This is a genomic window from Streptomyces sp. NBC_00582 (assembly GCF_036345155.1).
Classification (GTDB): domain Bacteria; phylum Actinomycetota; class Actinomycetes; order Streptomycetales; family Streptomycetaceae; genus Streptomyces.
The window spans coordinates 4,954,826-4,976,785 of record NZ_CP107772.1; the positions used below are offsets into that span (position 1 = coordinate 4,954,826).

Below are 21,960 nucleotides of genomic sequence, written 5' to 3' on the forward strand. Positions count from 1 at the left end.
CGCGCCGCGCTTCGCCCCCGCCCTGCTCGCTCACTCCCTTGGATCCGCCATGTCCGACCCCAGCAAGGCCACCCCCGAGCCCGAGCCGTTCCGCGTTCCCGACGGCGACCTCGACGATCTCGCCAGCACCCTCGCCAAGACCATGGCGGAGGTGCGCCAGCACGGCGTCATCCTCGACCGCCTCGGCTCCGAGCCCGTCTCCACCCCTCAACCCACCGCGGACACCTCCACCGCAGGTGCCGTCGGCGCCGACAAGGCCGACGCCCCGGCCTCGGTGTTCATCCTCGCCTTGGGCGGCGAGGCGTACGCCGTCGAGCTGGCCGCGCTCAGCGACTGGGTGAACCACCTGTTCCTGCCCGTCTACGGACGGGAGATCAGCACCACCCGACCGTGGTGCGACCAGTGGCACGAGCACCCCGAGGCCGTTGCCCGGCTGCACGCGCTCTGGCTCGCGTGGCAGCAGCTCACCGACGCCGAGGCCGGCCTGTCCGGTCCCTCGACGTGGCACCGAGACCACCTCGACCAGACCCTGGTTCATCTCCGTGCCCCCGACGGCCCCTTCGCCGCATGCACGACGAGCCCGACCCGGCCCAACCACCGCGTGCTGGCCACCCCGGCGCCCGAGCTGACGGGAGCCACCCAGTGATCGCCGAACCCGACTTCCGTCTCGCCGACTTCGAGCCTGCCGACGCCGCCTCCGAACTCGCCGAGAGCAGCATCTGGGCCGGAGACCTGACCGTGCTGGCCGAGCACCACACCACCCCGGAGGGGACGCACAGCTACCTCGTCGCCCACGACAGGTCGATGACCTGGGGCGTCCCCGGTGATCCGGCGCTCGTCGCCATCAAGATCACGCGGGACCTGCGCGAGCGCACGTTCACCTTCGAGACCGCGAACCACGCCAGCCTGGCGTTCGCCCAGAACTGGCTGATCGAGCATGGCTGCCCGCCCGAGCGGATCGCCCAGGCCAAGGGGGACTCCCTGAAGCCCGCCGACGATCTCACCCTCTGGGTCGAGCGGCAGATCCGGGAGTCAGGCTCTCGTTACAAGGTCCTCGACAGCTGGACCTCGGACTTCGCCCCGTCCGAGACGTGGACGTTGACCCGTGACTCCAGCGCCGCTCAGGCACCGATTCGTGTCTTTCTCGAAGAGGGGAACCCCGACGCCCACACATACACGATGCGCGAGGGCGCCTTCGCCGACGAGGCCGCCGCCCGCCACTGGCTGGAAGACCGCGGCAGTCCGCTGCCGCAGCCTCCGGACTACCGAGGTGAGGCCGCCGCCCGGCTGACCCGCGCCGCCCTCACCCGGTCATCGGGTGCCTCCGCGATCCCGAAAGCCGGCCTCGACACGGGCAACACGCCGTCGGCAGGAACGGGGCAGCGCCCGACCCCCCGGAGGCCGATGTGAGCCGCGCCCGCTTCGCCTTCGCCGCCCACCCGGACGCCATCGCGGACCTGCGTCAACTCCCCGACGAGATCCGCGACCTGGCGCTGCTGGAACTGCAGAACCTGGTCCACGGCAGCGACGACTGCCTGCCGCTGACCGGCCGCCTCGCGGGCTTCCACAAGGTCTACGTCGACCCGGGCGTCTCCTACCGGATGGTCATCCAGTTCCGCCCGGCCCCGCCCACCTCGACCCACAAACGCGAGATCTACCTCGTCGCGGCCGGTGCCCGGGAGGACTACGCGGTCTACCGCACGGCCCAGCTCCGCACCAACCGCACCGGCCTCAACCGGCACGAAGACACCGACGCGGCGGCCGAGGCCCGGGTCCAGGCGGCCCGGTCCCGGTCCCCCCACGCAATCGACCCGACCGCGTCCCTCCCGACCACCGCACCGGCGGCAGCCAGCCCCGCCACCCCGGCCGCCTCCCGAAAGGCCTCCATCCGATGACCGCCGACCGTGCGTCCCTCGACCGCACCGAACTGGCCGGGCTGCTCACCGACGCCGCGCGGAGCGTCTCGGAGGTCCTGACGACCGAGTACCCCACCTCCGCCGGCCGCTCCTACCTGCATCCCGTCCTCGGAGCGCTGTCCGCCGGTCCCCGGGTTGTCCGCGAACTGAACGACCGACTCGAAGAGTTCGTCGTCGAGGAGCCACTGCCTTCCACCCCCGCCGGCCTGTTCACCCTGGCGTCCTACGCCTCCGCGCTCGGCTGGCTCACCGAGTCCCTCGCCGAGCTGACCGCCTCCGTCGACCAGATCTGCACGCGCGTCGGCATCCCCGCCGAGCCGCCGGACCCGGCCTTCGCCGCGCCCTCGCCAACGGACCAGGACGACGAGTTCGACTTCGCGTTCAGCGCACTGGAGTTGGCCGCCATCCGCACAGCCGCCAAGGCTGCCGACCTCAGCCCCGGCGACTACGTCGAGGTGCTCTCTCGGTCCCTGCTCGCCGCCTCCCGGATCACCGACGCCTGCATGGAGATCTCCAGCGGCCTCCTCGAAGACGCCGCGTACGTCCTCAGTGAGGCAACCGATCACGTCCGAATTGGCGAGGGCCCCGACAGCCTGCCCACCCTGGTGCGCTCCCTGCTCGCCCGGATGGACGCTGCCGAATGAACCCCCACGACAGGGCGAAGCGGCCCGGCGCGCACCTGGTCGCCGAGAAGTTCTGCGTCGAGGCCCCTTGGCGCTGAGCGACGACCGTCCACCCCGCGACCCGCGTTCCCCCGCCGGCCCGACCGCCAAGCCCTCCCGCTCCCGCTCCCGCTGAAATCCTCAGGAGGAAGACCCCCATGTCCACCGTGATCTACACCCGCCACCTGGTCGAGCACCGGTACGGCCGACCGCTGGAGGACCTCCAGCGCCACAGCGCGCATGGCGGTTCGGGAGATCCCGTTCTGCCCATCGTGCTGCGGCGGCTCGACGGCCTGGCCACTACGAACGCCCATGCCCGTGCCGCCCGCCGCAATCTCGACGCGGCCTGGCAGCGCTGCCGCTCCGGCCAACACGCCCTCGACGACCTCGTGCTGCGGTACGCGGCCGAAGTCGTGGACCTCGAACGCCGCGAGCAGTCGGAAGCCGAGGCAGTCTGGGACCTGCTGGACGTTCGCCTCCTCCTGGACCAGCCTGCCGCCCGCCGGCCTTCGACCGCCCGGCGAACCGGCCCCGCGCCGGGCGATGAGGACCTCATAGCCGTAGCCCGCCAGGTCGCCGCCCGTCTGCCCCGGCTCAACCGCGAAGCCCTGCGCCAGGGCCTGCGCGCCCGCGGCATCCACGTCAGCAACCGCCGCCTCGGCACGGTGCTCCAGCGTCTCCGCGCCGAGCGCGACCTCCACTGATCCGCACCCCGCCGCCCGATTCCCCTTCGCCCTAACGGAGTTACCGCCATGTCCACCCCCACACAACCCGCAACCTCCCAGATCGGCTCCGTCGACGCCCAGCGCGTCGAGGACGCACTGTCCCTCATAGCGCCGAAGTGGACCACCTGGTCGGCACAGACCCTGGCCCAGCAGGGCGGCCCCATGCGTGTGCGTGATGTCGCCGCCCGCCTCCCCTTCGTCAGCGAGCAGTTCGTCGGCAAGCGGCTGGCCCAGATGCACGATGACGGGCTGGTGATCCGAGCCGGGGATCGCCACGGTGCCCCGTACCAGCTCAGTGGGTTCGGCAACTCCCTGTCCTCGGTACACCGTGCGCTGTCCGACTGGTCCCACGCGCACCTGTCGCTCGGCAAGGTGGCCGGTGCCGAGCGCGTCGAGGACGCCGTGCGCCGGCTGCACCTTCGCCACTCGACCGCCGTGATCCAGGCCCTCGACGCGGGCGGGCCCATGCGGTTCGTCCACATCGCCGAACAGGCAGGACTGGACAACAGCTTCACCCAGCAGCGCCTGATCCGGCTTCAGCTCGACGGCCTGGTCACCCGCACCGGACCGCGCCACGGCAATCCGTACGTCCTGACCGCAGCCGGGCGGGCGCTCGGCCCGGTCTACGCAGCCATCGAGCACTGGAGCAACCCCGTCGCCGCACCACGTCCCGCCCCTGTCCGGGTCGCGGCGGCCACGCGCACCCACACGGGCATCCCGCCAGGGTCGGACGGCATCCGTACCTCAGCGGCCCTGCGGCGGAGCACCGCCGCGCCCAGCTCCCTGTTCAGCCACGCCCCGCAGCCACAACCGCGGGTACCGGTGTCCGTGGCCGCTCAGTCGGCCTCCTCCCGGGGCCGGTGATCCGGGTGGCACTGAGAGCCAGCCGCTTCACGCCGTTGCCACGGCGCCCCCGTGCAGTCCAGCCGTTCGTTCCTCCGCGCACGCGGGCGCGTTCCCCTCCTACACCTCGGAGTCCCGACTGTGAACACCCAGCCCTACGACCAGCATCCCTATCAAGAGGTACTGGTCAGCCCCATGTACCTGGCCGGCTCCAACGGGACCGGGGACGCCGGCTTCGCCCCTGTCAGTCACTGGCCGCACCACTATCTCGACGAGGGCCCCTGCCAGCTCCTCGTCACCTCGCCCGACCAGCGAATACGGATCGGCTGGTTCGGCGACGACTTCGAACTGTGGAAGATCAACGCCGCCGAGGACGCCGTCTCCGCACCCCGCTGGACGGCAACCTTCAACCACGTCACCCCGGCCGAGATCGTCGCCGGGCTCACCAGCGCTCTGGCCCACGACTACGCCGAAGCCGAGGCCACCGAAGGCAACGCGCGCTTCTTGACGAGCCCGTCGTTGTACTGGGCTGGTGCCGTCCGGCCGCTGACCAATGCCGGCTGGACCCGCGACGGGGCGGCCGAGCGCGGCACTGTCGAGATCATCGCCCCCGACGGACAAGCAGGCGTTCTGATCGACAACCGCCTCTCTGACTGGGACGACGAAACCGTCAGGCTGTGGGCCGGTCCTCCGGGTTGGGGCACGCGCGCGGAAGCGGTCTTCACAGCCCGCACCCCGACCCACCTGATCGCGGCGACCGCAGCCGCCATGTCGGACTCAGCCCCGGCGATTCGTGAGCGGCACCAGATCAACCGCAAGGTGGAGCACCTGGTCACACTGACCCCGGTCGGCCAAGCCGCCGATCCTCAGATCTCTCGTGCTCCGACCCCACTCGACGTGCGCCGCACCGCTGTCGCCCAGGCCGTACACCGCGCCGCACGCGCCCCGCAGACAGCAGCCGACCTCCGCGTGGTGGCCGCTCGCAGTCGCACCGCGACTTCGACACAGAATCTGTCGGGCAACCCCGCACACGCAGCCGCGGCCAGGCCGCCGGCCAGCCCGTCGGCCCCACGGCACAGCCGCTGACTCCCGCCCCCAGCCCCTCCGAGACGTCGCCTCTGACCGAAGCAGCACCTCCGAATACCGGGAGTTCCGCCATGCCCGACGCCACCGCACTCGACCAGGCCGACGCGATGATCGAGAAAGCCTGGGGCCGCCCCATCGAGGCGCTGGAAACCCTCGCGGTCCGCCGCCCCGTCGAGGATCCGCTCCTGCGCTCGGCGATGCATATCCGTTCGAGCCTCGTCGTCTCGAACAACGCGGTCGCCGTCCACCAGGACCGCCTGCACGCCCTCACCCGGCCCGATCATGTGCCGGCCTTCCACGACCTGGAGCGGATCACCAGCTCGGCGGTGGACCTGCGCGTCACGCAGGCCGAAAGCCGCATAGCCCTGCAGGCGATCAGCCACGTGATCGAGGCCCGCGAAGCCGCCGTGACCACGGACCGGGCACCGTCGCTCAGCCTGGCCCAGGCCGCTGTCGCCCGCTCCGCGCACGCGCCGCGTACCCTGGGCCAACCACCGGACCAGCCCGCCCCGTCGGCCGCTGTCCGCCCCACGGTGGCCACGACCGGGCCCGGAAGGTAACCGGTCAGCGGGAGTCTTCGTCGCGATGGGCCACGCCGGACCAGGAGTCCATCGCGCGGGCCAGCTCCACCAACGTCAGCTCGACGCGCCGCCCATCCGCGATCCGACTCTCCACCACGGCTTCCCCGCCACGCTGCCTCCCGGCCTGGATGCCCACGGCCCACTGCCTGTCGGCCACCATCGCTATGTCGCCCACCGTCCACGGCCGCCCGGCGCCACGGATCTTGCGCTCCAGCCCGGCACCGTCCCAGTGTCTGCTCGACTCCGCCATGGCCTGCCCCTTCTGCTCCGTACGGCCCCGCGCCGCAACCCGGTTACGACAACCGGTCGCGCCGATCCATTCCCCGGCCCGCCGGCCTCCGCTCTCCTCGACGGCCAGTTCGCCCACGGCAGACCTCACCTTCCGGGAAACAACTACGTACTTCGGCACACCGCATGTCAACGTACGGACGTCGGGAAAACCCGCAGGTCAACGAAGGGACGCCCACTCGTGAACGCCTCCAGCACCCTCCTGCCAGCCGTCGTCCGCCCCGCCGTGGAGGAACGCGCCTGGCTCTCCAGCGACCACTGTGCGAGCCCGGTCCTCGAACTGCTCGGCGGGCTCGGCTGGGCGATCGTCGACACCCCGGAGGCCAATGTGCACTGCACCAGCCCGGACGGCCGCGTCTACGTCGGTTGGCTCCCCGAGGACACCACCGCTTGGAAGCGCGGCATCGTCTGGCAGGTCCAGGTCCACCCCTCCGACGCCGAGCCCTGGATCCAGGAGTTCGGCCCCGACACCCCTTCCGAGGGCGTGGCCGGTTTCCTCGCCGCGCTCATCGCCGCACTTCCCCGGACCTCTCAGTAACGACGGCCAGGCCGCCGCACTGCCGTCCGGCCCGACCTCGCGAAGGAGTCATCGTGGCCCGCATGCTCGGCGCTACCCGCCCCAACTACCGCCGGACCTGCCGATACGCACGGAGAGGCTGCACTTGCTACCTCTACCCCTCCACCATCGGATCGAAGGCGAAGGTCCTGCGCCGCCGCGCACAACGGCACGCAGAGAAGCGACGACTCCGCACCTTCTGACCTCGTCAAGCAAGCCCCCCACCAGCGCAGACCCGTTGCACATGTGCACGGTGACCTGCTCCGCCTCGACGCCTGGTGACCATCCACCAGCCGCACCGCTTCACCCTCTATCTCGCTCTCGGAGATCTCCCGTGCCCCAGTGCCTGACCGTCGGCCACCTGCTCCGCCAACTTCAGAACCTCGACCCCGACCTGCCGATCCGCCTGGCCGTCAACCCCGACTGGCCCTTCGCCCACTACGTCGGCACCGACGTCGTCGTGGGCGACGGCATGGCGTTCATCGCCGAAAACGGCCAAGAGGGCTACCTCCCGGCATCGGTCCGCAACGCCCTCGCCTGGGCCTGACCCGCCGTACGGACCTGTCCAGGAGGCCCCGATCTCACCGCGACACCGCCCTTCCACCGCCCACCCTCTGCACGCCCTCGCCGTGCGGCCCATGCCGCCGGGAGCGAGCGGCGCACTGGTCCAGCGCGTCTCCGCCCTCCCGGAGGGACCGCTCGACGCCTCCTGGCTCCCGGCGGACACCCATGAACTCCCGCTCGGCCGTATCCGTCTGCACTGGGAGCCCGCCTCCCGCGCGGGCTGGGACGTCACCGCCCACCTCGGCCTGGCCACCACCGAGGTCCTCCTCGCCTCCTGGCCCGCCGCCCCCGACGACTGGCCGCGCCTGGTCCGCCCCACCATCCACGAGGTGACCGGCCTGTGCGCCGCCCTCGCCGTCGCCACCAGCGCCCTGGACCTCTCCAACCGCCTCGCCGAGGTCTGACCGCCACCCGCAGAAGGCCGCCCCCGCCCACGGCAGGGGCGGCCTCCGCCGTACACCCGTCCGGATGGTGCGTACGCTCATCACCGGCGAGCGAGTAGACAGGACGGCCAACGACCAACGGCCTGGGGTATCCGGAGGTGCCGCCCACCTTGGCATCCGCGTCCGGGCAGCCCGCAGCCGCCACAGCGACCTGCACGGCACCGCCCGACCCGACGGCACGGCATCCGGCTGACCGGCAGTCGGTCCCACCCATAGGCTGCGGCCATGACGACCGACTCGCCGATGCCGTCCCCGCCGTTTCCCTCGCCAGACAGCACCGTGCTCCGGCTGATTGTCGGCAACGCCATCGCCTCGGTCCGCAGCGGCGAAGCCTCGGTAGAGGAGGCGATCCTCCACGCAGCCGTCCACGGCTGGTACGAGGGCCATGTCCAGGGCGAGGACGAGTGCCCCGGCTGCGACTTCCGGGGCGAGCTGCCCAAGCACAGCAACCGCGGTTGAGCGCGGCTAGATTCCGGAGCCGGCAGCTCGGCCAAGCGTTCGCGCCACCCGCCGCACCAGTGTGGTCGGCTTCAGGTTCCGTTCCACTCTGAGCAGGTAGCTGACCGGAGAGCCAGCGAGCTGAGCGTCGCGTGCCTCCGCCGTGGCCTGGCGCAGGGTCGCGGCGGCGATCGCGAGACTTCCTCCGGCGATCGGCACGTTGCCTGCCCAGCCGCTCGCCGCCGCGGCGAGGGCGGGCACTTCGAACTTGTAGTTCAGCGCGCTGTAGAAGGTTTTGAGGTTGAGGCCGCTCATAGCCTTCCGCAGGTCCTCAAGTGGCTGGGCGATGCTCTCGTCGAATGTCATCCGGAGGTGGTGTTCGAAGGCTGCGCGGTCTTCGATGCCTCCCACCTGCTCCCGCAGGTCTGCCGCAGCCTTGTCGACTGCTCGCCTGAAGGCACTGAATTCTGCCTTGTAGTCGTTCCGCAGTTGGATGATCTTCGCCACCGGCACCGAGCGCAGGCCGTCCGGGAGGACGCACTGCACGGCCATCAGCCCGAGTCGTGTTGTCTCGCCGGAGCTTGCCGGTCGGGGCGGCTCGCCCAACATGGCGGCAGCGATCCGGTCGCTGTCCCAGCCGTCCGTGGCGCTGTGGGCCGCGACCTGGTCGGTGATCGGCGCGTAGCGCGTACGGCGGGCCAGCTCCTCGGTGAGCACGCACTTGTAGATCCAGGCCAGGACCGGGTCCATGGCCAGCCACGTCACGTCCGCGGATCTGGCGATGCGCGACCGCATGGCTGGCACGGCGAGACCGGCACCGCGTAGGGCGCCGGCAAGCCCTGGGTCTACCTCGTGCGGGTAGAGGCCGGCGAGGGGGCGTTCGTCGCGCGGAAGCGTTCGCAGGTCGTCAGGCGAGGTCGGCTCGGCGTTGATGATGCGCTCTCCCATCAACAGCTCAGGCCGGTTCCCCTGATGCGTGTGGAAGGGTCGTGTGTCGGCCGTTGCCAGAAAGCGCTGCCTCAGTTCGGTGCCGTGGTCCTCGACAGCCTTCAGGAAGGCTGGGGCGACAGCGGCTGCCGCCTCCCTGGGGTCCACGTCGGTGAGGAAGTTGTCCAGCCCGTCGCGCAGGGCCTTGACCAGGTCCGGGTCGTTGACACGAAAACCGCGTGGTACGACTCGGGCCAGACCCGGCCAGTAGAGGGCGGCGGCCTTGATCCACTGCTCCTTGCGGAAGTGCACGTACGGGTAGTAGAGGCCGATCCGCTGCACTGCTGCCCTTTCACCGCGTCATGTCGGCCTCACCGGATGCGTCCGGGGGCCGACAGCATGCTACGCAAGCGGTGTTCGCTGCTGGTGCAGGGAGCGGAACCGCGCTGCCCTACTCCAGGTAGGTGCCGGCGAACGCGCCGTCGAAGCCGAGTGCGATCAGGCCCTGTCCGACGCTGGGGTACGTCGTCCCGTCCGGGATGGCGATCATGGCGTCAAAGTCGGCGCGGCTGATCTCGGGCTCGAGCCACTGGTTGCCGCAGCGGCAGCGGACCCAGACATTGCGGCCGTGGTTGATGAGCAGCCAGTCGCGCCGGGCCCGGCAGGCCGAGCACAGCACGGGGATGCCGCGCAGGGCCAGCTCCGGCGGGTGGCTGAGGCATCGCGTCGTTCCGGGTCCGCTGGGCGGCTGCGTCTCGTACTGGAGTTGCAGCAGCGGATCACTTCCGGCGGGCAGGACGGGGGCCGTCTCTACGTGGTTGTCGGTCGTTCTGAGCACGAGCGTCGTCTCCCGGTCGAGGTCCTTCTCTTCATCCGTAACAGCCGGTGGAGCGGGTTGTCCAGGTGTTTCGCGCAGTCCGGCAGGATGGTGGCGGGCTTGCCGGACTGCTGGTCAGCGACGCGGCGGGCGGCTGTGCGGGTCCGGTGCGGCGGGCCTCGGCGAGGCCGGGGGCGCGGTCCGGACGCTGGCCGGGTTGGCGGGAGGCGTGGCGCGACCGGTGCCGGCCTGCGGGCGTCGAGTGGCTTCGCCCGGGTGGGCGGGGAGCTGGGCGAGGCGGCGCAGTCGCCAGACCAGGACATCGTTCACGTCCTCGGCCGTGTCGAGTTCGCGCATGGCGATGGCCTCCTGCAGGAGGGCCTTCGGGTCGTGGCCTGCCTGCTCGGCCTGAGCCAGGGTGGCGGCCAAGGCGTCGTTCTTCGTGCTCGTGCGGGGTCGGGTGCGGTTCTCGGGCAGGGCGGCGCGGATGGTGGTCTCGTAGGTGCGGCGCTGGGCTTCGGGCAAGGCTCGGCCCTGGTCGCGCAGGGCCTGCATGGGTGCGGCGGCGGCATGGCGGTAGGCGGCGCGAAGGTGCTCGGCGGCCTGTCGGGAGGCTTCGGCCTGCTGGGCGTGACCGCGTGCGGAGTGCCAGCGTGCTGCGGCCAGCGCCACCAGGACCAGGGTGGAGACGAGCATGGCGGTGGTGCCGCCGTCTTCTCCCCGGCCGAGCGCGCCACCGGCCTGGATGATGCCCCGGGCCGCCGAGCGGATCGCCCGGGTGTCGGCGCGTTCGGCTCGGACGTGGCTGCGGGTGGCGCGTTCGAAGGAGCGGGCGGCAGCGCCGAGTTCGGCGCGGGTGGCGGCCGGGGAGGTCTGGGCGACGGCGTCCAGGAGTTCACCGACTCCGACGAGTTGGGCTGCGGCTTCGTCGTCGTCGCTGTCCAGGAGGACTGCGGCGCGCTCGGCGATCCCGGTCGCGGTGCGTCGCCCCCGTGCGGACGGCGACCAGTCCAAGCGGACGCTGTCGGCTTCCAGCAGCGGGCCCGTCTCGGGGGTTCCGTCGGCAAGGCGGCGCTGGATCCTGGGATAGGAGAGGTCGGGGGCCAGGGTCGAGCCCGCGAACCAGACCGGCTCGCGATCACGGTTGCGGTCTCCGGGCAGCGCGACCGTGTAGCCGAGGACGGCCCCGGAAGGCGCGTGCCGCAGCTTGACGCGCAGGCCCGCCTCGCGAAGGCGGGTGAAGAACTCGGCCTCGCTGGCAGCTCCGGCGACGGCCTGACGGACGGCTTCGCGCAGCGTCTCGCGCGCTGTCTCGGGTCGGCCGACCCGCTCGGCCTTGAAGCGCTCGGCGCTGGTGGGCGTCTTGGCTCCAGTGCCGTCGCCGGGCTTGAGCCGACGCAGGCCCATCTCCTGTTCGATACGACGGCATTCGGCCTGGGCCTTCTTGAAGTCGTAGTTCATCCTCGGGCGGCGCAGGTCGCCTCGGACCATGGTGGCGAGGATGTGGATGTGGTCGTCGGCGTGGCGCACCGCGACCCAGCGGCAGCCGTCAGGATCGCCTTCGGGGGCGAGGTTGACCGCGTGGACCAGGCGGCGGGCGACGGTGTTCCACTCGTCGTCGGTCAGGGTCCGGTCGCCGGGGTCGGTGCGGACCGAGCAGTGCCAGACGTGCTGGGTCGGCGCCTTGTCGCCAGCCTGCTTGACCCGCAGGTCCAGGGCGGCGGCGAGCCGGGCGAGGGTGACCTTGGGGTCGGGGTCGGGGCTGGTGTCGCGACCGGGGTCGGGGGCGAAGCCGTCCCAACTGCCGACGAGGTGGGGGTCGGTGTGCTCGTCGCGCTTGCCGGGGCCGTACAGGTAGACGAGCAGGCCATGGGTGCGCGAGCCGCGTCGGATCTTGGGGACCATCAGAGGCGCTTCTTCACCAGGGTGTCTGCCGCGTCGTCCACGCGGGTCAGGACGCGGTTCACGGTCGTCAGGGCGCGGTCGAGTTCGCCGGGGAGGGGCTGTCCTCCGGCGTTGTAGACGAAGGCGATCTGGTTGATGTTGTTGCCGACACGGGAGATGGCGGTGCGCAGGGCGGCCAGCTCGTCGATGGCGGCGTCGAGCTGTTCGTTGGTGTGCACGGTGGTCGAACCGCGGGCGACGGCGAGGCCGGCGGCGGCGAGGAAACGGGCGACGGTGACGGCGCGCTGCTTGGCGGCGGCAGTGATCTCGCTCTTCTCGGTGTCGGACAGGCGGGTGGTCGTCTTGTGGGTGCGCTGGCTCGGGTTGCGGGTGCGTCGGCGCGGCTTGCGGTCGGGGAACGCGGGTTGGCTCGGGCTCTGCTGCTCGCGCGGGGCGCGGTCGTCTGCTTCTCCTCCCACGACCGGCGCCCCCTGGTGCCGGGAGTCCGGCTGGTCACCGTGCGCCCTCGCTCGGGGACCAGCCGGACTTCCCCCGCTCCCCTGGGCGGGGGCAAGTGCGTACGACGGGCCGTAGGACCGTCGTACGCGACAACTTGCTCCGCCTGGAGCCGAGTTAGGGTCACGCTGCGGTCCGGACGTGGTGGCCGCCGGGTCGTTGGCGGTCACCGGCCAGTCTCCGCGTCCTGCTGGTGGATGTCGCGGACGACGTCCTCGATCCAGTCCATGGCCAGGACCGGGTGGTGCAGGGTCCAGGGGCGGCTGTGTCGGCACCGTTGCACGGTCCAGGTGTTGTCGGGACCGGATTCGGCGCGGTGGAGGTGGCCGCGCTGGTGCAGGACAGTCAGCCAGGTGTCCACCTCGGCGGGTGTCGCGGGTTTCGTGCGCATGGCGATGCTCTCCGGTTCACGGGAGGACGTCGTGGGACGGGCTGTCCGGGGCGGGTGACCGGCCGAGGTGTCCGGCTCGGTCACCGCCCCATGGGGTGTGCGGTCAGTTCCGGGGGGTGGTGACCGACTGGCCGTGCTGCTGACGCAGTTGGACCATCAGGGCGGTCAGCGTGTCGCTGGAGAGCGGGATCTGCTGACCGCGGATCGCCTGGGCGACCACCTTGCGGGTCAGTTTGTCCTCGGCCCTGACCGCTGACCGGGCGATCTCCAGCAGTTCCTCGGTGTCCGGGTCAGGTCGCCGACCACCGGTTGCTCGGGATGTGCCGTCAGTGACCGGTGGCGGAGTGACCGGCCGGTCAGTCACCGACGGGAGGTTGTCCGGGTGACCGTTGACCGGCTCGGTGACGGTCTGTCGGTCACTGACCGCCGGGGTAGTGTCCGACTGTCCACCCAGGTCAGCAGCCTTGGGCTCCTTGTCACGCTGGCTGCTGACCGGGCTGCCGCTGTCCGCCGGGGCACTGTCCCCGGCCAGTGTCGGGGCAGCCGGGGTCTGCTTGTCCAGGGACGGACGGGGCCGGTCGGTCAGGGCGGTGGCCGGCTGTCCGGCGCTGACCTGACCGGGCGGCGGCTGCTGGCGGCCGGCCCGGTCAGTCCGAGTGACCGGGAGACGCTCGGGCTGACCGGGGTGACCGGCCTGAGCGAGGTCATCGCGGTCACTTCGGTCGCTGGCCTTGACCGCCCCCCGGGCGATGAGGATGTACAGGTGCACCGCTCCGGCCAGGGCCAGCGGGGCGATGGTGGACAGCACCGCGACCACCGTGTCTCCGAGCCGCAGCCCGGTGGCCGATGTGTTCTCTTCGTTCAGCCTGACCGCGTGCAACGCGTTGGCCCAGATGCTGGCGGCGGTGGCCGTGCCGAAGAGCGTCCAGACGTAGAGCCGGGCGCGCAGCGGTGCGTCGCGCAGGACCAGCAGAGCGCGGATGCCGTACGCGATGAACCCGTCGATCACCAGAGGGAAGAGGTAGGTCAGCAGACCCCGGACGTGGATGGCGACGGCCATCTGCTGCAGGGCGTCGTACGACAGGGCGCATCCCGCACCACCGAGGGCGATGACGACCGCGCGGTCCCACCCGGTGACATGCGCCGTGCTCGGCGCGCTCGCGATGGTCACGCCGCCGTCCCGAAGTCGTCGCGGCCCAGCTGCTTGCCGTCGGTCTCAGGGGGTGGGGTGTTCTGCGTGGTCTGCTCCAGGTCTCGGTTGCGCAGGGCTCGGCGGGTTTCGCGGTAGAGCTTCTGGGCGTGCTCCTCGCTGATCTTCAGGAGCCAGGCCAGGCGCTGTTCGGTGAGGCCGTGGCGGTAGGCGGCACGGACGACCGCGCGGCGCTCGGCCCTGGTGAGGTGGACGTCGCGCCCGGCGACGGTGGCGTTGACCCGGCTGTAGTCGAGGCGGCCGGCGAGGTTCTCGTGCAGCGGCTCGCGCTCCTCCTCGGTCATCCCGCCCCGTATGCCGTGGGTGTCGCCGCCTTCCAGGGCGGCGTCCAGGCAGGTGCGGCGGACCGGGCACTGGCCGCACAGCGACTTCGCCGCAGCGATCTTGGCGGTCTCGTCGGGCTCGGGGAAGAACGTGTCGGGGTCCACCGGGTTGTACTCGGTGCTCTGGCAGACGGCCTGGTCCTGCCAGGTGTGGTCACCGAGCGACCGGTGGCGGGCAGGGCTGATCGTCGTGGTGGTCATGCGGGTTGCTCCGATCGCTCTCCGCGCGCAGGGGCGTCGGCGGAGGGGTGCGCTGGGTCGGGAGGTGCATGGGGCGGCGCGCTGGAGGCGCGGCCCGGCGGTACGGTCGGCGGTGGGTCAGGCGGCGGGACGGTGGCGTCTGCGGTCGACCGGCTCGAACTCGACCCGGGTGGTCATCTGCGCAAGTCGGGAGGTGACGCGGTCGCCGAGGTAGGCCCGGAGGTCCTTGATCGCCAGGTTGGTGGTGATCAGCGTCGGGAGCATGTGGTTGTACCGGCGGTTGATCAGCCGGTACGTCACTTCCTCGACCCACTCGGACGCCTTGGCCGCGCCGAGGTCGTCGATGATCAGCAGCGGGCACCGGCTGACGGCCGCCAGCTCCCGCTCGCTGTCCGCCCCGGGGCGAGGGCGCAGGTCGGCGTACAGGTCGGCGGCCGTGGTCGCGCGCCACCGCACGCCCACCCCGGTCCGCACCAGCTGTCGGACCGCCCCGTACGCCTGGTGGGTCTTGCCCGCGCCGACCACCCCGGCCATCAGCAGACTCGGGCCGGTGGCGACCTGCCGCCGGGCTCCCATGCTGGGCGCGACGGCCTGCTGGGCGACGTCCCGGACCCAGTCCAGGACCTGCGGATGGTCGGCGACCGCGCCCTGGTAGCGCGGGGGCATCGCGGCCAGCAGAGCGTCCAGCGGGGAGAAGGACTCGGGCTCGTCGACCAGGGCGGCGACGGCTGCCGGGTCGATGTTGCGGGCGGCCAGGATCCGGGCCATCCGGTCCAGGGTGCCTGCGCCGCCGAGCGTCTGCGGGTCGCGGGTACGGGTGCGCATCACAGCTCCTCGGCGTAGGCGGCGGCAGCGTCGACCGGGTTGGTCCACGCCTGGTGAGCGGGCACGTTAGGCCGGTTTCCCGGCCGCGCCAAACCGGCCGCCCGTGCGTTCATGGCGTCGTTGACCAGGCTCGGCAGGCGGCTGGGGTGGCCCTGGATCTCCGCGAAGCGCTTCAGTCCGGCGCGGACGTGCTCCGGGGCGATCGCCTCGCCGAGGAGTTTCTTGGCGATGCGGCCGAGGTGTCCGATCACGTCGCTGGGCGGACGCTCGTCGCACGCGGCGACGTACTCGCCGATCAGGTCGTTGACCGAGACGGTGGTGGCGGGCGCTGTGCGCCCCGTAGGGAATGAAGATCCAGGATCCAAGATCCTGGATCCAGGCGCCGAGCCCTCTCCGACGCTTCGGGGAGGCTTCGGGAAGCCCTCGGCGAATGCCTCCCGACCTGCGGCTTTCTCGTCACTGAGATCAGGGGTGCCGTCGAGGCCGACCAAGGGGTCCTGCCGTGCGGCCGGGGCCCCGCTCGGGGGGATGGGAGGCGGCGGGGCGGGCTGCGCGGACGGATCGAGGGTTCGGGGAGTGTTCTGCGAAGTCTCGCCGAGTCCTCGGGTAGGGGTGGGCGACGCTTCGGAGTGCCGGGTGCAGGTCCCCTTGCAAGGACCGCACCGGGCTGCCGCGTGGTGCTGCGGGCAGGAGGGCAGTCGGGACTGGCTGGCCTTGTCGATCTTCTGGTGCTCGGACCAGGTCACGACATGGAGGTAGCGGCGGCCGTCGCAGCCGGTGTACCGGCAGAGCAGGCCGGCGTTGGCGAGTTGCTGGAGGTCGTCCTCGACGTGGACCGACGTGTGCTCGGCCCGCAGGGGCCAGAGCAGCCCCGCGATGATCGCGGCGTTGTCGCGATGGCGGCCGTGGTCGTCGGCCTGGGTGAGGAGGCCGAAGAACGTCCGCTCCGCCTCGACACTCACCTCGGCGAGCGACTCGGAGAAGAACGCCTCCGGCTTGATGGTCCGGATCCGTGCCATGTCAGCGGCCTCGACCGACGAGATCGCTGCGGGTGAGGGTCGCGGTGGTGAGGTCGAGGGTGTGAGGGCGGGCCCAGTTCACGTCCGGCCAGACCCGCATGATCCAGCGTGCCGCGACCCTGGCGGTCGTCCGGCTCAGCTCGACCGTTGCCCCACCCGCGTCCTTAGCGACGGTGTGCGGGTGGGGCCACGTCTGCGCGGGGTCGGTGAGGCTGACGCGGATGGTGGCCACCCCGGGGATCATGTCGGCGAGCTGGGCCGCGAGGCGGTGCTGGCGGGCCGTGTCCGGGCATGCCGGGGTTTCGCTCGGCATGGCGAGCATGTGATACTCCGTTGTTCGTAGGAGTGCGGTGCGGCGGTTCTCGTGCAAAAGCCCCGCTGCCCGCGAGATGTGAATCGGCGCCTTCGGGGTGCCAGCCCGGCGTCCAGGAGTTGGTAGCTCCCGGGCGCCGGTGCAGTTTTCCGGGCTTACCCTGCCCGGTCGGTCTGCCCGTCTCGTATACGTGCCTCCTTCTTGCCGTCGCCCCCCAGGCGGGCTGCCCGGCGAGCGACGACGAACATATGCGCAGGTCGCGCCAAGATCCAGCCCTATCTAGAGGCGCCACAGAGAGGCCGAAGTCGAAGATCGAGCAGGGGTGCGGAGCACCCCGTCTTTCGCTAGGCTGAAGCTATTCCGACTCAACGAAAAAGTCAACGCATCGACGTTCCTTCGGTTTGACGAAAAACGAGGTTGAGATGTCTGCTCGCCACTTCGACCGACATCGTGTGCGCACGGTGCGGCGAGCTGCCGAGATCTCGCAGGCCGAGGTGGCCGCGGCCCTCGGCGTGGCCGACTCGACGGTCGCCGGCTGGGAATCCGGGGACGCGGTCCCCGACGCGGAGAAGCTGCCCGCGCTGGCCCGTGTCCTCAACCGGGGGCTGGACGGCCTCTTTCCGCGTACCGGACTGCCTGATCTGACGGACCTGCGGTGCGATGCCGGCTACTACCAGTACGAAACGGCAACTCTGATCGGAACCAAGAGCGCCGGTCCGGTGGCGGGAGCCGAACGCGGGGAGCGGCGGCTCAAGGACAAGTACGTCCCGGCCCTGGCGGCGGCGTACCGGGTGAGCGAGGAGGAGCTGCGGCGGGCAGAGGACCGGTCGATCGCCAAGACCCAGGAGACACAAGCCGGCCAGTCCGCCGAGGATGGCGGCACCGTCCCGGTCTCCTCGGGGCCACCCGGCACACTGGGCGAGAAGATCACTCTGATCCTGGAGCGCTCGTACCCCGGGCAGCAGGGGCCGCCGACGGACCCGGAGATCGCCGACGCCGTCAATGCTCATGCCGGGTCGAAGGTCATCACCGGGGAGGGCGTCCGGGATCTCCGGACCGGTGTCGCGGAAACGGCTTCGCCCGTCGTTCTTGAGGGCCTGGCCGCCTTCTTCGGTGTGTCCCCGATGTACTTCCAGCCGGACGATGCCGTGGCCCGTCAGGTCTACGAGGGCCTCCGGCTCCTGTCAGCGTCAAGGAGCGGGGCCGTGGGCCGGGTCAGGGGTCGGGGGACGGGCTCCCAGGGATTGCCGGCGAACGTCATGGAATTCGTCAACGACCTGGTCACGGAGCTGGAGCAGAGAGAACCGGAGGCGAACGAGTAGCACCCTGTCCGGGACTCCGAAGAGCCCCGGACGTGCTGTCACCTACGGCTGTGCGGTCGTCTCGCGCGGCTCGTGCCGCTGCCCTGCTGCCACCACCGTCCGGACCGCCTGCAACGCGGTGAGGTCCTCAAGGGGATCTCCGTCGACCACCAGCAGGTCCGCCCGGAACCCGGGAGCGATTCGCCCCGTCGTGTCGCCCAGCCCCAGCGCACCAGCCGCGTCGGCGGTCGCCATATCGAGGATCTTGCTGTTCGGCAGGCCCAGGTGCGCGTAGAACGACAGGGCGGGCACCAGTCCGTCGAACCCCGTGCGCTGGACCCCGGCGTCGGTTCCGGCGATGAGCTTTGCGCCGGCCTCCGCCATCTGCCGTACGAGGTCGAACATGGCAGCCGCCCGTTCCTCGCCGAAGAAGCGGGGGAGCATCTGCCAGTGAGGGCTGACGGCAGGGCAGACGGCGATGCCCCGGTCGATGATCTGCTTCAGGACGTCCTGGCGAAGGTCGAAGCCGTCGTTCGTCATCCACGTGCAGTGCTCGATCGTGTCGACGCCTGCTGCCACGGCGGCGACGATGCCGTCCGTACCGTGAGCGTGGGCTGCCACCGGCACTCCGGTCTGATGGGCCTCGTCCACCAGGGCCTGGAGTTCCTCCAGGGTGAACTGGCTCTGCCAGCTCTTCGGCCCGTCCTTGGTCAGACCGCCTCCGGTAACCATCGCCTTGATCACCCCGGCGCCCGCCGAGATGTTGTACCGCACGAGGTCACGGACCTCAGCCACACCGGAAACCTCACCTCCGAGGAAGTGGCAGTGCCCGCCGGGAGGCGTCGCGGGCGTACCCGCGGACACGATCCGCGGGCCCGGCCTGCCGCCACGGGCGATCTCCTCGTCCAAGCGCAGGGCAAGGCCGTCACGGTCGCCCAGGTCACGGACCGTCGTCACACCGCTGCGCAGGAGCTGCTCCGCGCGAAGCCGCATGTCACTCAGCAGGGTCTCGTCGCTGGACGCCTGGAGCACGGCCACGGGGTCCGCGCCTCCGTCGAACGCGAGGTGGACGTGGGCGTCGATGAGACCGGGCACGATCGTTCCCGTGGGGAACGCGAGCCGCGCCACGTCCGTGCCGACCCGCTCCGCAAGCTGCGCGCGTGGTCCCACCGCCGTGATCGAGTCTCCCTCGACGAGGATGGCGCCGTCATCCAGGTACTTCCCGGAGCTGACAAGAACCCGTCCTGCGGTGATCAGCATCTGGTCCCTCCTTGATCTTCGGTGCGGTCAGGCAGACAGGCGCAGCGCGTCCGACACGGCTATCAGCTGACGAACGTCCGCTTCTCGGTTGTCCTCCTCGGGCACTGCCAGCCGTACCGCCGGACGGGGGACGAGCGTGCCCTTCCCCATCGTGTCCACAGCGCGCCGAAGGCGGTCCGCCAACACGGCCGGAGGGAGAGCGAGCACTTCGATGTCCTCCGACGCGTCGACCAGGTGTGGGCTGACATCGACCAGTCCGTCACGGCACTCCACTATCCGTCGGTGGTAGCGACGGTGCACACCGCGCGCCCGCCACCGGTCCCACAGCCCGGACGAAGCGGGCCGCAGCACGTTCTCGGGGTACGCCTCGGCGAGCAGCTGCCACAGCGGAGCCAGCCGACGGTGGTCACGGCGACGCCGCAGCCAGAGCCGCGCCGACGTGACCCTCGCGCGGGCCCCCGGGTAGGTGACGCCCACGAAGAAGAGCAGGATGGACACCACGAGCAGGAACGCGACACCTGCCATGAGCGGCTGTGGCACGGTCCCGCCGCTCCACCGGATGGCGACGAAGACCGCTCGGACCGCGCAGGCCACCGCCATCGCGCTGAGGCCGACGGCGGCCATCCACAGGCCCGTGGCGTGCGGTCGCCGTGACATTCGGGCATAGCGTCGGGTCCAGCGACCGGCGGCGCCGAGGGCGTACATGAGGTACAGGCCGGCGCCGCCGTAGAAGAAGGCGATCTGGGGAATCGTCATGTCCGCCGTGCTGAAGGAACCGGCGAACACGTCGTGCGGGACCGACAGCGCGGCGACCGTGATCGCCAATGCCACGGCCGCGACGAGGAGTGCTTCCCGCCTGGCACGGAGCCGACCGGCCTGCCCGTCGGCCGAGTACAGGTAGAAGCACATCAGGAAGTAGACCGTCAGCAGGAGCAGCACGTTCTGCACCAGCTTCGCGGTGCCGTGCCCGGCCACGGTGTCGACGCCCGAGGCGCCGCCAGGCATGGCCAGCGGATACGACAGCGCGGCGCTCAGCAGGCACAACGTGACGGAACGAAGCGGCGCGTCATGAGGCGCTCGGGACCACTGGTACAGCTTCCAGACGACCGCGACCGCGAGGCCCAGGAGGATCACTTCGGTCACGGGTCAGAGCCACCCTCGCCGGTCACCCAGCGCCGCCTGAACCCGTCGGACCGAGGGGTCCTCGGAGAGCGGGGTGACGTGGTCGAGCACCGACGACCACTCCAGGATGATCGTGGCCGCGAGTTCGACGGCGCACTCTTCCCCGTCGTCGTACGAGCACCGGCGGGCCACACGCCGGATCAGGGCGGGATCAAGCACCGGGATCATCGTGGCCCAGCCTTCGACGAAGTCGTCCGGAGCTTCCTGCTCCTCCTCGACCGGCTCTTCCTCGGCCACGATGATGTGGAACACCTCGTGCAGGATGATGTGGTCCTGATGCAGAGGAGTCGTTTCCTGCTGGTAGAGGACCACGTCCATCTGTGGTGTGTCGACCCACAGCCCCGACGGTCCGGGTTTCTCCAGCGGGAAGGGCCGCAGGACGATCGGGCGTCCACGCCTCTCGCCGAGTGCCCGACAGAGTTCCTTCACGTCCAGCGGCGGCTGGATACCGAGGCTCTGTAGCTCGCTCCGTAGTCGGCGGTGCAGGTCTCGCTCCACCGTTCGCTTCTGAGCCGTGCGCCACCGCCCCAGCCGCCGGCGGCTCGCTCCGCCCAGCGCGGGCAACTTGGGCTGAGCCGCATCGCGGTCTCTTCTTCCAGGCCACATCGGTGATCCCTCCGTACCAGCCGTGGATGGCTCCGAGACAGAGCCGAGCGACGGCCGCGCCCGTTTCGACGATGTCCAGTCCCCGCCACACCGACGCAACCGAAGTGATCACGGGCATCGAGAGCAGTTCGTCGTGCCGCGAACGCCCCGGTCCGTGGTCCACACGGGTACGCGCCCCCCAGACCCACCTGCTACCGAACGTCGCTGGCGTGAACGATCGGTGACAGATCGCAAAGCACCTGCGGCGGGCTTTGGGAACTGCATCGGAGGCTACGCGAAGCCCACACGAGGACCTGGCCGAAAGCGACCCATGAAGCCGCACCAACAACGACCCAACAAATCACACCAAATTAACGCACGTGACTGTAGATCATGCTTTTGAGCTGGCAATTCACGTAAGCGACGCGTCCACGCCAAACAGGCCAGGGGGCGCCCGCTTCGTTATCAATCCGAGATTTTTTCACAGTTCACAAATCGTGCAACTAGCCTCATAAAGCACCGAAATCCCCAGCTCGCGCGACGGACCAGAGCTGTGGCCATGACCACTTTCAGCCAGTCGACGCGTGATTCGCCATTACGCTTCAGGCCATGCGCAGCGAGATACACAGCCAAGGCGACGACTACCTGGAGTTCTGGAGTGAGTACCATCTGTGCACTCTGACGACACTCCGTCCGGACGGCCGCCCGCATGTCGTGCCGGTTGGGGTCACCGTGGACGCCGACGCCGGTATCGCTCGGGTTATCACCCGCAAATCGAGCAGGAAAGTCGCCAACGTTCTGGCGGCGCCTCCCGGCCAGGCACGCGTAGCCGTCTGCCAAGTGGACGGAGGGCGCTGGGCGACGCTGGAAGGCACAGCCGAAGTTCGCACCCACCCAGTCGCCGTGGAGGACGCTGTGGCGCGCTACGGGGAGCGGTACGGACGGACGCCGACTCCGGATCCGGAGCGCGTGGTCATCGAGATCACGATCGACCGGGCCATGGGCCAGGTCGGTGCGGCGAAGCCCACGACGACAAACGTTGCGGCCTGACGGCGCCATGGACCAGCGGTAGGACGATCTGGCCTCCTCGGAGGTTGGGCAGAG

General features: G+C 70.7%; 28 protein-coding genes. 14 read left to right on the top strand and 14 right to left on the bottom strand.

The annotated features are described in order from the left end of the window. Positions 1-49: 49 nt before the first annotated feature. The 8 genes from OG852_RS21935 to OG852_RS21970 all read left to right on the top strand — a co-directional run bounded on the left by OG852_RS21935 (position 50) and on the right by OG852_RS21970 (position 5,792). Complete coding sequence (locus OG852_RS21935) at positions 50-646, top strand: DUF4913 domain-containing protein (RefSeq protein ID WP_133910638.1); 597 nt, start codon at positions 50-52, stop codon at positions 644-646. Continuing rightward, positions 643-1,410 (top strand): glycosyl hydrolase, encoded by a 768-nt coding sequence (locus tag OG852_RS21940; RefSeq protein ID WP_133910639.1) that lies wholly within the window; start codon positions 643-645, stop codon positions 1,408-1,410. Before OG852_RS21935 ends, OG852_RS21940 begins: the two co-directional genes overlap by 4 nt. Next, positions 1,407-1,895 (top strand): hypothetical protein, encoded by a 489-nt coding sequence (locus OG852_RS21945; protein WP_133910640.1) that lies wholly within the window; start codon positions 1,407-1,409, stop codon positions 1,893-1,895. The genes OG852_RS21940 and OG852_RS21945 overlap by 4 nt, the downstream gene beginning before the upstream one ends. Next, complete coding sequence (locus OG852_RS21950) at positions 1,892-2,560, top strand: hypothetical protein (protein WP_133910641.1); 669 nt, start codon at positions 1,892-1,894, stop codon at positions 2,558-2,560. Before OG852_RS21945 ends, OG852_RS21950 begins: the two co-directional genes overlap by 4 nt. A gap of 176 nt (positions 2,561-2,736) precedes the next feature. Beyond that, positions 2,737-3,282, top strand: coding sequence for a hypothetical protein (locus OG852_RS21955; RefSeq protein ID WP_133910642.1), 546 nt, complete (start codon positions 2,737-2,739; stop codon positions 3,280-3,282). Positions 3,283-3,330: 48 nt separating this feature from the next. After that, the gene (locus OG852_RS21960) at positions 3,331-4,167 is read left to right on the top strand and encodes a winged helix-turn-helix transcriptional regulator (RefSeq protein ID WP_330348754.1); all 837 of its coding nucleotides are present in this window, start codon (positions 3,331-3,333) and stop codon (positions 4,165-4,167) included. Positions 4,168-4,341: 174 nt separating this feature from the next. After that, complete coding sequence (locus OG852_RS21965) at positions 4,342-5,232, top strand: DUF317 domain-containing protein (RefSeq protein ID WP_133911245.1); 891 nt, start codon at positions 4,342-4,344, stop codon at positions 5,230-5,232. Positions 5,233-5,303: 71 nt separating this feature from the next. Next, a complete protein-coding gene (locus tag OG852_RS21970) occupies positions 5,304-5,792 on the top strand; it encodes a hypothetical protein (protein ID WP_133910644.1) in 489 nt (162 codons plus the stop codon). A gap of 4 nt (positions 5,793-5,796) precedes the next feature. On the opposite strand, the gene OG852_RS21975 is transcribed toward OG852_RS21970, so the two are convergent. Continuing rightward, positions 5,797-6,192 (bottom strand): hypothetical protein, encoded by a 396-nt coding sequence (locus tag OG852_RS21975; RefSeq protein ID WP_330348756.1) that lies wholly within the window; start codon positions 6,190-6,192, stop codon positions 5,797-5,799. A gap of 90 nt (positions 6,193-6,282) precedes the next feature. Between OG852_RS21975 and OG852_RS21980 the strand changes: the two genes are divergently transcribed. The 4 genes from OG852_RS21980 (at position 6,283) to OG852_RS21995 (ending at position 8,123) form a co-directional block, all read left to right on the top strand. Continuing rightward, positions 6,283-6,639, top strand: a complete 357-nt coding sequence (locus OG852_RS21980; protein WP_133910645.1) for a DUF317 domain-containing protein — start codon at positions 6,283-6,285, stop codon at positions 6,637-6,639. Positions 6,640-6,991: 352 nt separating this feature from the next. Continuing rightward, positions 6,992-7,204: a hypothetical protein gene (locus OG852_RS21985; protein ID WP_133910646.1), complete on the top strand. Its 213-nt coding sequence runs from the start codon at positions 6,992-6,994 to the stop codon at positions 7,202-7,204. 91 nt (positions 7,205-7,295) lie between these two features. Then, positions 7,296-7,625 (top strand): esterase, encoded by a 330-nt coding sequence (locus tag OG852_RS21990; RefSeq protein WP_133910647.1) that lies wholly within the window; start codon positions 7,296-7,298, stop codon positions 7,623-7,625. Between the two features lie 264 nt (positions 7,626-7,889). Continuing rightward, on the top strand, positions 7,890-8,123 hold the full coding sequence (locus OG852_RS21995; RefSeq protein ID WP_133910648.1) for a hypothetical protein: 234 nt from the start codon (positions 7,890-7,892) through the stop codon (positions 8,121-8,123). Between the two features lie 6 nt (positions 8,124-8,129). Here the strand turns inward: OG852_RS21995 and OG852_RS22000 are convergent, their stop codons facing one another. The 10 genes from OG852_RS22000 to OG852_RS22045 form a co-directional block, all read right to left on the bottom strand. After that, positions 8,130-9,371, bottom strand: coding sequence for a DUF6236 family protein (locus OG852_RS22000; RefSeq protein WP_133910649.1), 1,242 nt, complete (start codon positions 9,369-9,371; stop codon positions 8,130-8,132). A gap of 109 nt (positions 9,372-9,480) precedes the next feature. After that, the gene (locus tag OG852_RS22005) at positions 9,481-9,867 is read right to left on the bottom strand and encodes a hypothetical protein (protein WP_133910650.1); all 387 of its coding nucleotides are present in this window, start codon (positions 9,865-9,867) and stop codon (positions 9,481-9,483) included. Positions 9,868-9,981: 114 nt separating this feature from the next. Then, positions 9,982-11,751, bottom strand: a complete 1,770-nt coding sequence (locus OG852_RS22010; protein WP_133910651.1) for a relaxase/mobilization nuclease domain-containing protein — start codon at positions 11,749-11,751, stop codon at positions 9,982-9,984. Further along, positions 11,751-12,209, bottom strand: a complete 459-nt coding sequence (locus OG852_RS22015) for a plasmid mobilization protein (RefSeq protein WP_330348757.1) — start codon at positions 12,207-12,209, stop codon at positions 11,751-11,753. Before OG852_RS22015 ends, OG852_RS22010 begins: the two co-directional genes overlap by 1 nt. A gap of 203 nt (positions 12,210-12,412) precedes the next feature. Beyond that, a complete protein-coding gene (locus tag OG852_RS22020) occupies positions 12,413-12,637 on the bottom strand; it encodes a hypothetical protein (RefSeq protein WP_133910653.1) in 225 nt (74 codons plus the stop codon). A gap of 103 nt (positions 12,638-12,740) precedes the next feature. Further along, on the bottom strand, positions 12,741-13,808 hold the full coding sequence (locus tag OG852_RS22025) for a DUF2637 domain-containing protein (protein WP_133910654.1): 1,068 nt from the start codon (positions 13,806-13,808) through the stop codon (positions 12,741-12,743). Beyond that, positions 13,805-14,371: a WhiB family transcriptional regulator gene (locus OG852_RS22030; protein WP_133910655.1), complete on the bottom strand. Its 567-nt coding sequence runs from the start codon at positions 14,369-14,371 to the stop codon at positions 13,805-13,807. The genes OG852_RS22025 and OG852_RS22030 overlap by 4 nt, the downstream gene beginning before the upstream one ends. Before the next feature lie 117 nt (positions 14,372-14,488). Beyond that, a complete protein-coding gene (locus OG852_RS22035; protein WP_133910656.1) occupies positions 14,489-15,196 on the bottom strand; it encodes an ATP-binding protein in 708 nt (235 codons plus the stop codon). Then, positions 15,196-16,215: a hypothetical protein gene (locus OG852_RS22040; protein ID WP_133910657.1), complete on the bottom strand. Its 1,020-nt coding sequence runs from the start codon at positions 16,213-16,215 to the stop codon at positions 15,196-15,198. Before OG852_RS22040 ends, OG852_RS22035 begins: the two co-directional genes overlap by 1 nt. A gap of 1 nt (position 16,216) precedes the next feature. After that, positions 16,217-16,537 carry a transcriptional regulator gene (locus tag OG852_RS22045; protein ID WP_133910658.1) on the bottom strand — a complete coding sequence of 107 codons (321 nt, stop codon included), beginning with the start codon at positions 16,535-16,537 and terminating at the stop codon, positions 16,217-16,219. 413 nt (positions 16,538-16,950) lie between these two features. Between OG852_RS22045 and OG852_RS22050 the strand changes: the two genes are divergently transcribed. Continuing rightward, positions 16,951-17,850, top strand: coding sequence for a helix-turn-helix transcriptional regulator (locus OG852_RS22050; RefSeq protein WP_133910659.1), 900 nt, complete (start codon positions 16,951-16,953; stop codon positions 17,848-17,850). Positions 17,851-17,892: 42 nt separating this feature from the next. On the opposite strand, the gene OG852_RS22055 is transcribed toward OG852_RS22050, so the two are convergent. From OG852_RS22055 to OG852_RS22065, 3 genes are read right to left on the bottom strand one after another with little or no spacing between them, the layout of a single operon-like run. Further along, on the bottom strand, positions 17,893-19,089 hold the full coding sequence (locus tag OG852_RS22055) for an amidohydrolase family protein (protein WP_133910660.1): 1,197 nt from the start codon (positions 19,087-19,089) through the stop codon (positions 17,893-17,895). A 27-nt stretch (positions 19,090-19,116) separates the two neighbouring features. Beyond that, on the bottom strand, positions 19,117-20,232 hold the full coding sequence (locus OG852_RS22060; RefSeq protein ID WP_133910661.1) for an MAB_1171c family putative transporter: 1,116 nt from the start codon (positions 20,230-20,232) through the stop codon (positions 19,117-19,119). A gap of 3 nt (positions 20,233-20,235) precedes the next feature. After that, on the bottom strand, positions 20,236-20,769 hold the full coding sequence (locus OG852_RS22065; RefSeq protein ID WP_133910662.1) for a hypothetical protein: 534 nt from the start codon (positions 20,767-20,769) through the stop codon (positions 20,236-20,238). A 696-nt stretch (positions 20,770-21,465) separates the two neighbouring features. Between OG852_RS22065 and OG852_RS22070 the strand changes: the two genes are divergently transcribed. Further along, entirely contained in the window at positions 21,466-21,906 is a 441-nt protein-coding gene (locus tag OG852_RS22070; protein ID WP_133910663.1) for a pyridoxamine 5'-phosphate oxidase family protein, read from the top strand. The last annotated feature ends 54 nt before the right edge of the window (positions 21,907-21,960 follow it).

Coding starts and splice junctions, on each gene's coding strand:
- OG852_RS22045 (WP_133910658.1), bottom strand. CDS start 16,537: ATGCTCGCCATGCCGAGCGAAACCCCGGCATGCCCGGACACGGCCCGC.
- OG852_RS22030 (WP_133910655.1), bottom strand. CDS start 14,371: ATGACCACCACGACGATCAGCCCTGCCCGCCACCGGTCGCTCGGTGAC.
- OG852_RS22035 (WP_133910656.1), bottom strand. CDS start 15,196: ATGCGCACCCGTACCCGCGACCCGCAGACGCTCGGCGGCGCAGGCACC.
- OG852_RS21995 (WP_133910648.1), top strand. CDS start 7,890: ATGACGACCGACTCGCCGATGCCGTCCCCGCCGTTTCCCTCGCCAGAC.
- OG852_RS21950 (WP_133910641.1), top strand. CDS start 1,892: ATGACCGCCGACCGTGCGTCCCTCGACCGCACCGAACTGGCCGGGCTG.
- OG852_RS22020 (WP_133910653.1), bottom strand. CDS start 12,637: ATGCGCACGAAACCCGCGACACCCGCCGAGGTGGACACCTGGCTGACT.
- OG852_RS21960 (WP_330348754.1), top strand. CDS start 3,331: ATGTCCACCCCCACACAACCCGCAACCTCCCAGATCGGCTCCGTCGAC.
- OG852_RS21935 (WP_133910638.1), top strand. CDS start 50: ATGTCCGACCCCAGCAAGGCCACCCCCGAGCCCGAGCCGTTCCGCGTT.
- OG852_RS22010 (WP_133910651.1), bottom strand. CDS start 11,751: ATGGTCCCCAAGATCCGACGCGGCTCGCGCACCCATGGCCTGCTCGTC.
- OG852_RS22070 (WP_133910663.1), top strand. CDS start 21,466: ATGCGCAGCGAGATACACAGCCAAGGCGACGACTACCTGGAGTTCTGG.
- OG852_RS21970 (WP_133910644.1), top strand. CDS start 5,304: ATGCCCGACGCCACCGCACTCGACCAGGCCGACGCGATGATCGAGAAA.
- OG852_RS21965 (WP_133911245.1), top strand. CDS start 4,342: ATGTACCTGGCCGGCTCCAACGGGACCGGGGACGCCGGCTTCGCCCCT.
- OG852_RS21955 (WP_133910642.1), top strand. CDS start 2,737: ATGTCCACCGTGATCTACACCCGCCACCTGGTCGAGCACCGGTACGGC.
- OG852_RS21990 (WP_133910647.1), top strand. CDS start 7,296: ATGCCGCCGGGAGCGAGCGGCGCACTGGTCCAGCGCGTCTCCGCCCTC.
- OG852_RS22055 (WP_133910660.1), bottom strand. CDS start 19,089: ATGCTGATCACCGCAGGACGGGTTCTTGTCAGCTCCGGGAAGTACCTG.
- OG852_RS22050 (WP_133910659.1), top strand. CDS start 16,951: ATGTCTGCTCGCCACTTCGACCGACATCGTGTGCGCACGGTGCGGCGA.
- OG852_RS22040 (WP_133910657.1), bottom strand. CDS start 16,215: ATGGCACGGATCCGGACCATCAAGCCGGAGGCGTTCTTCTCCGAGTCG.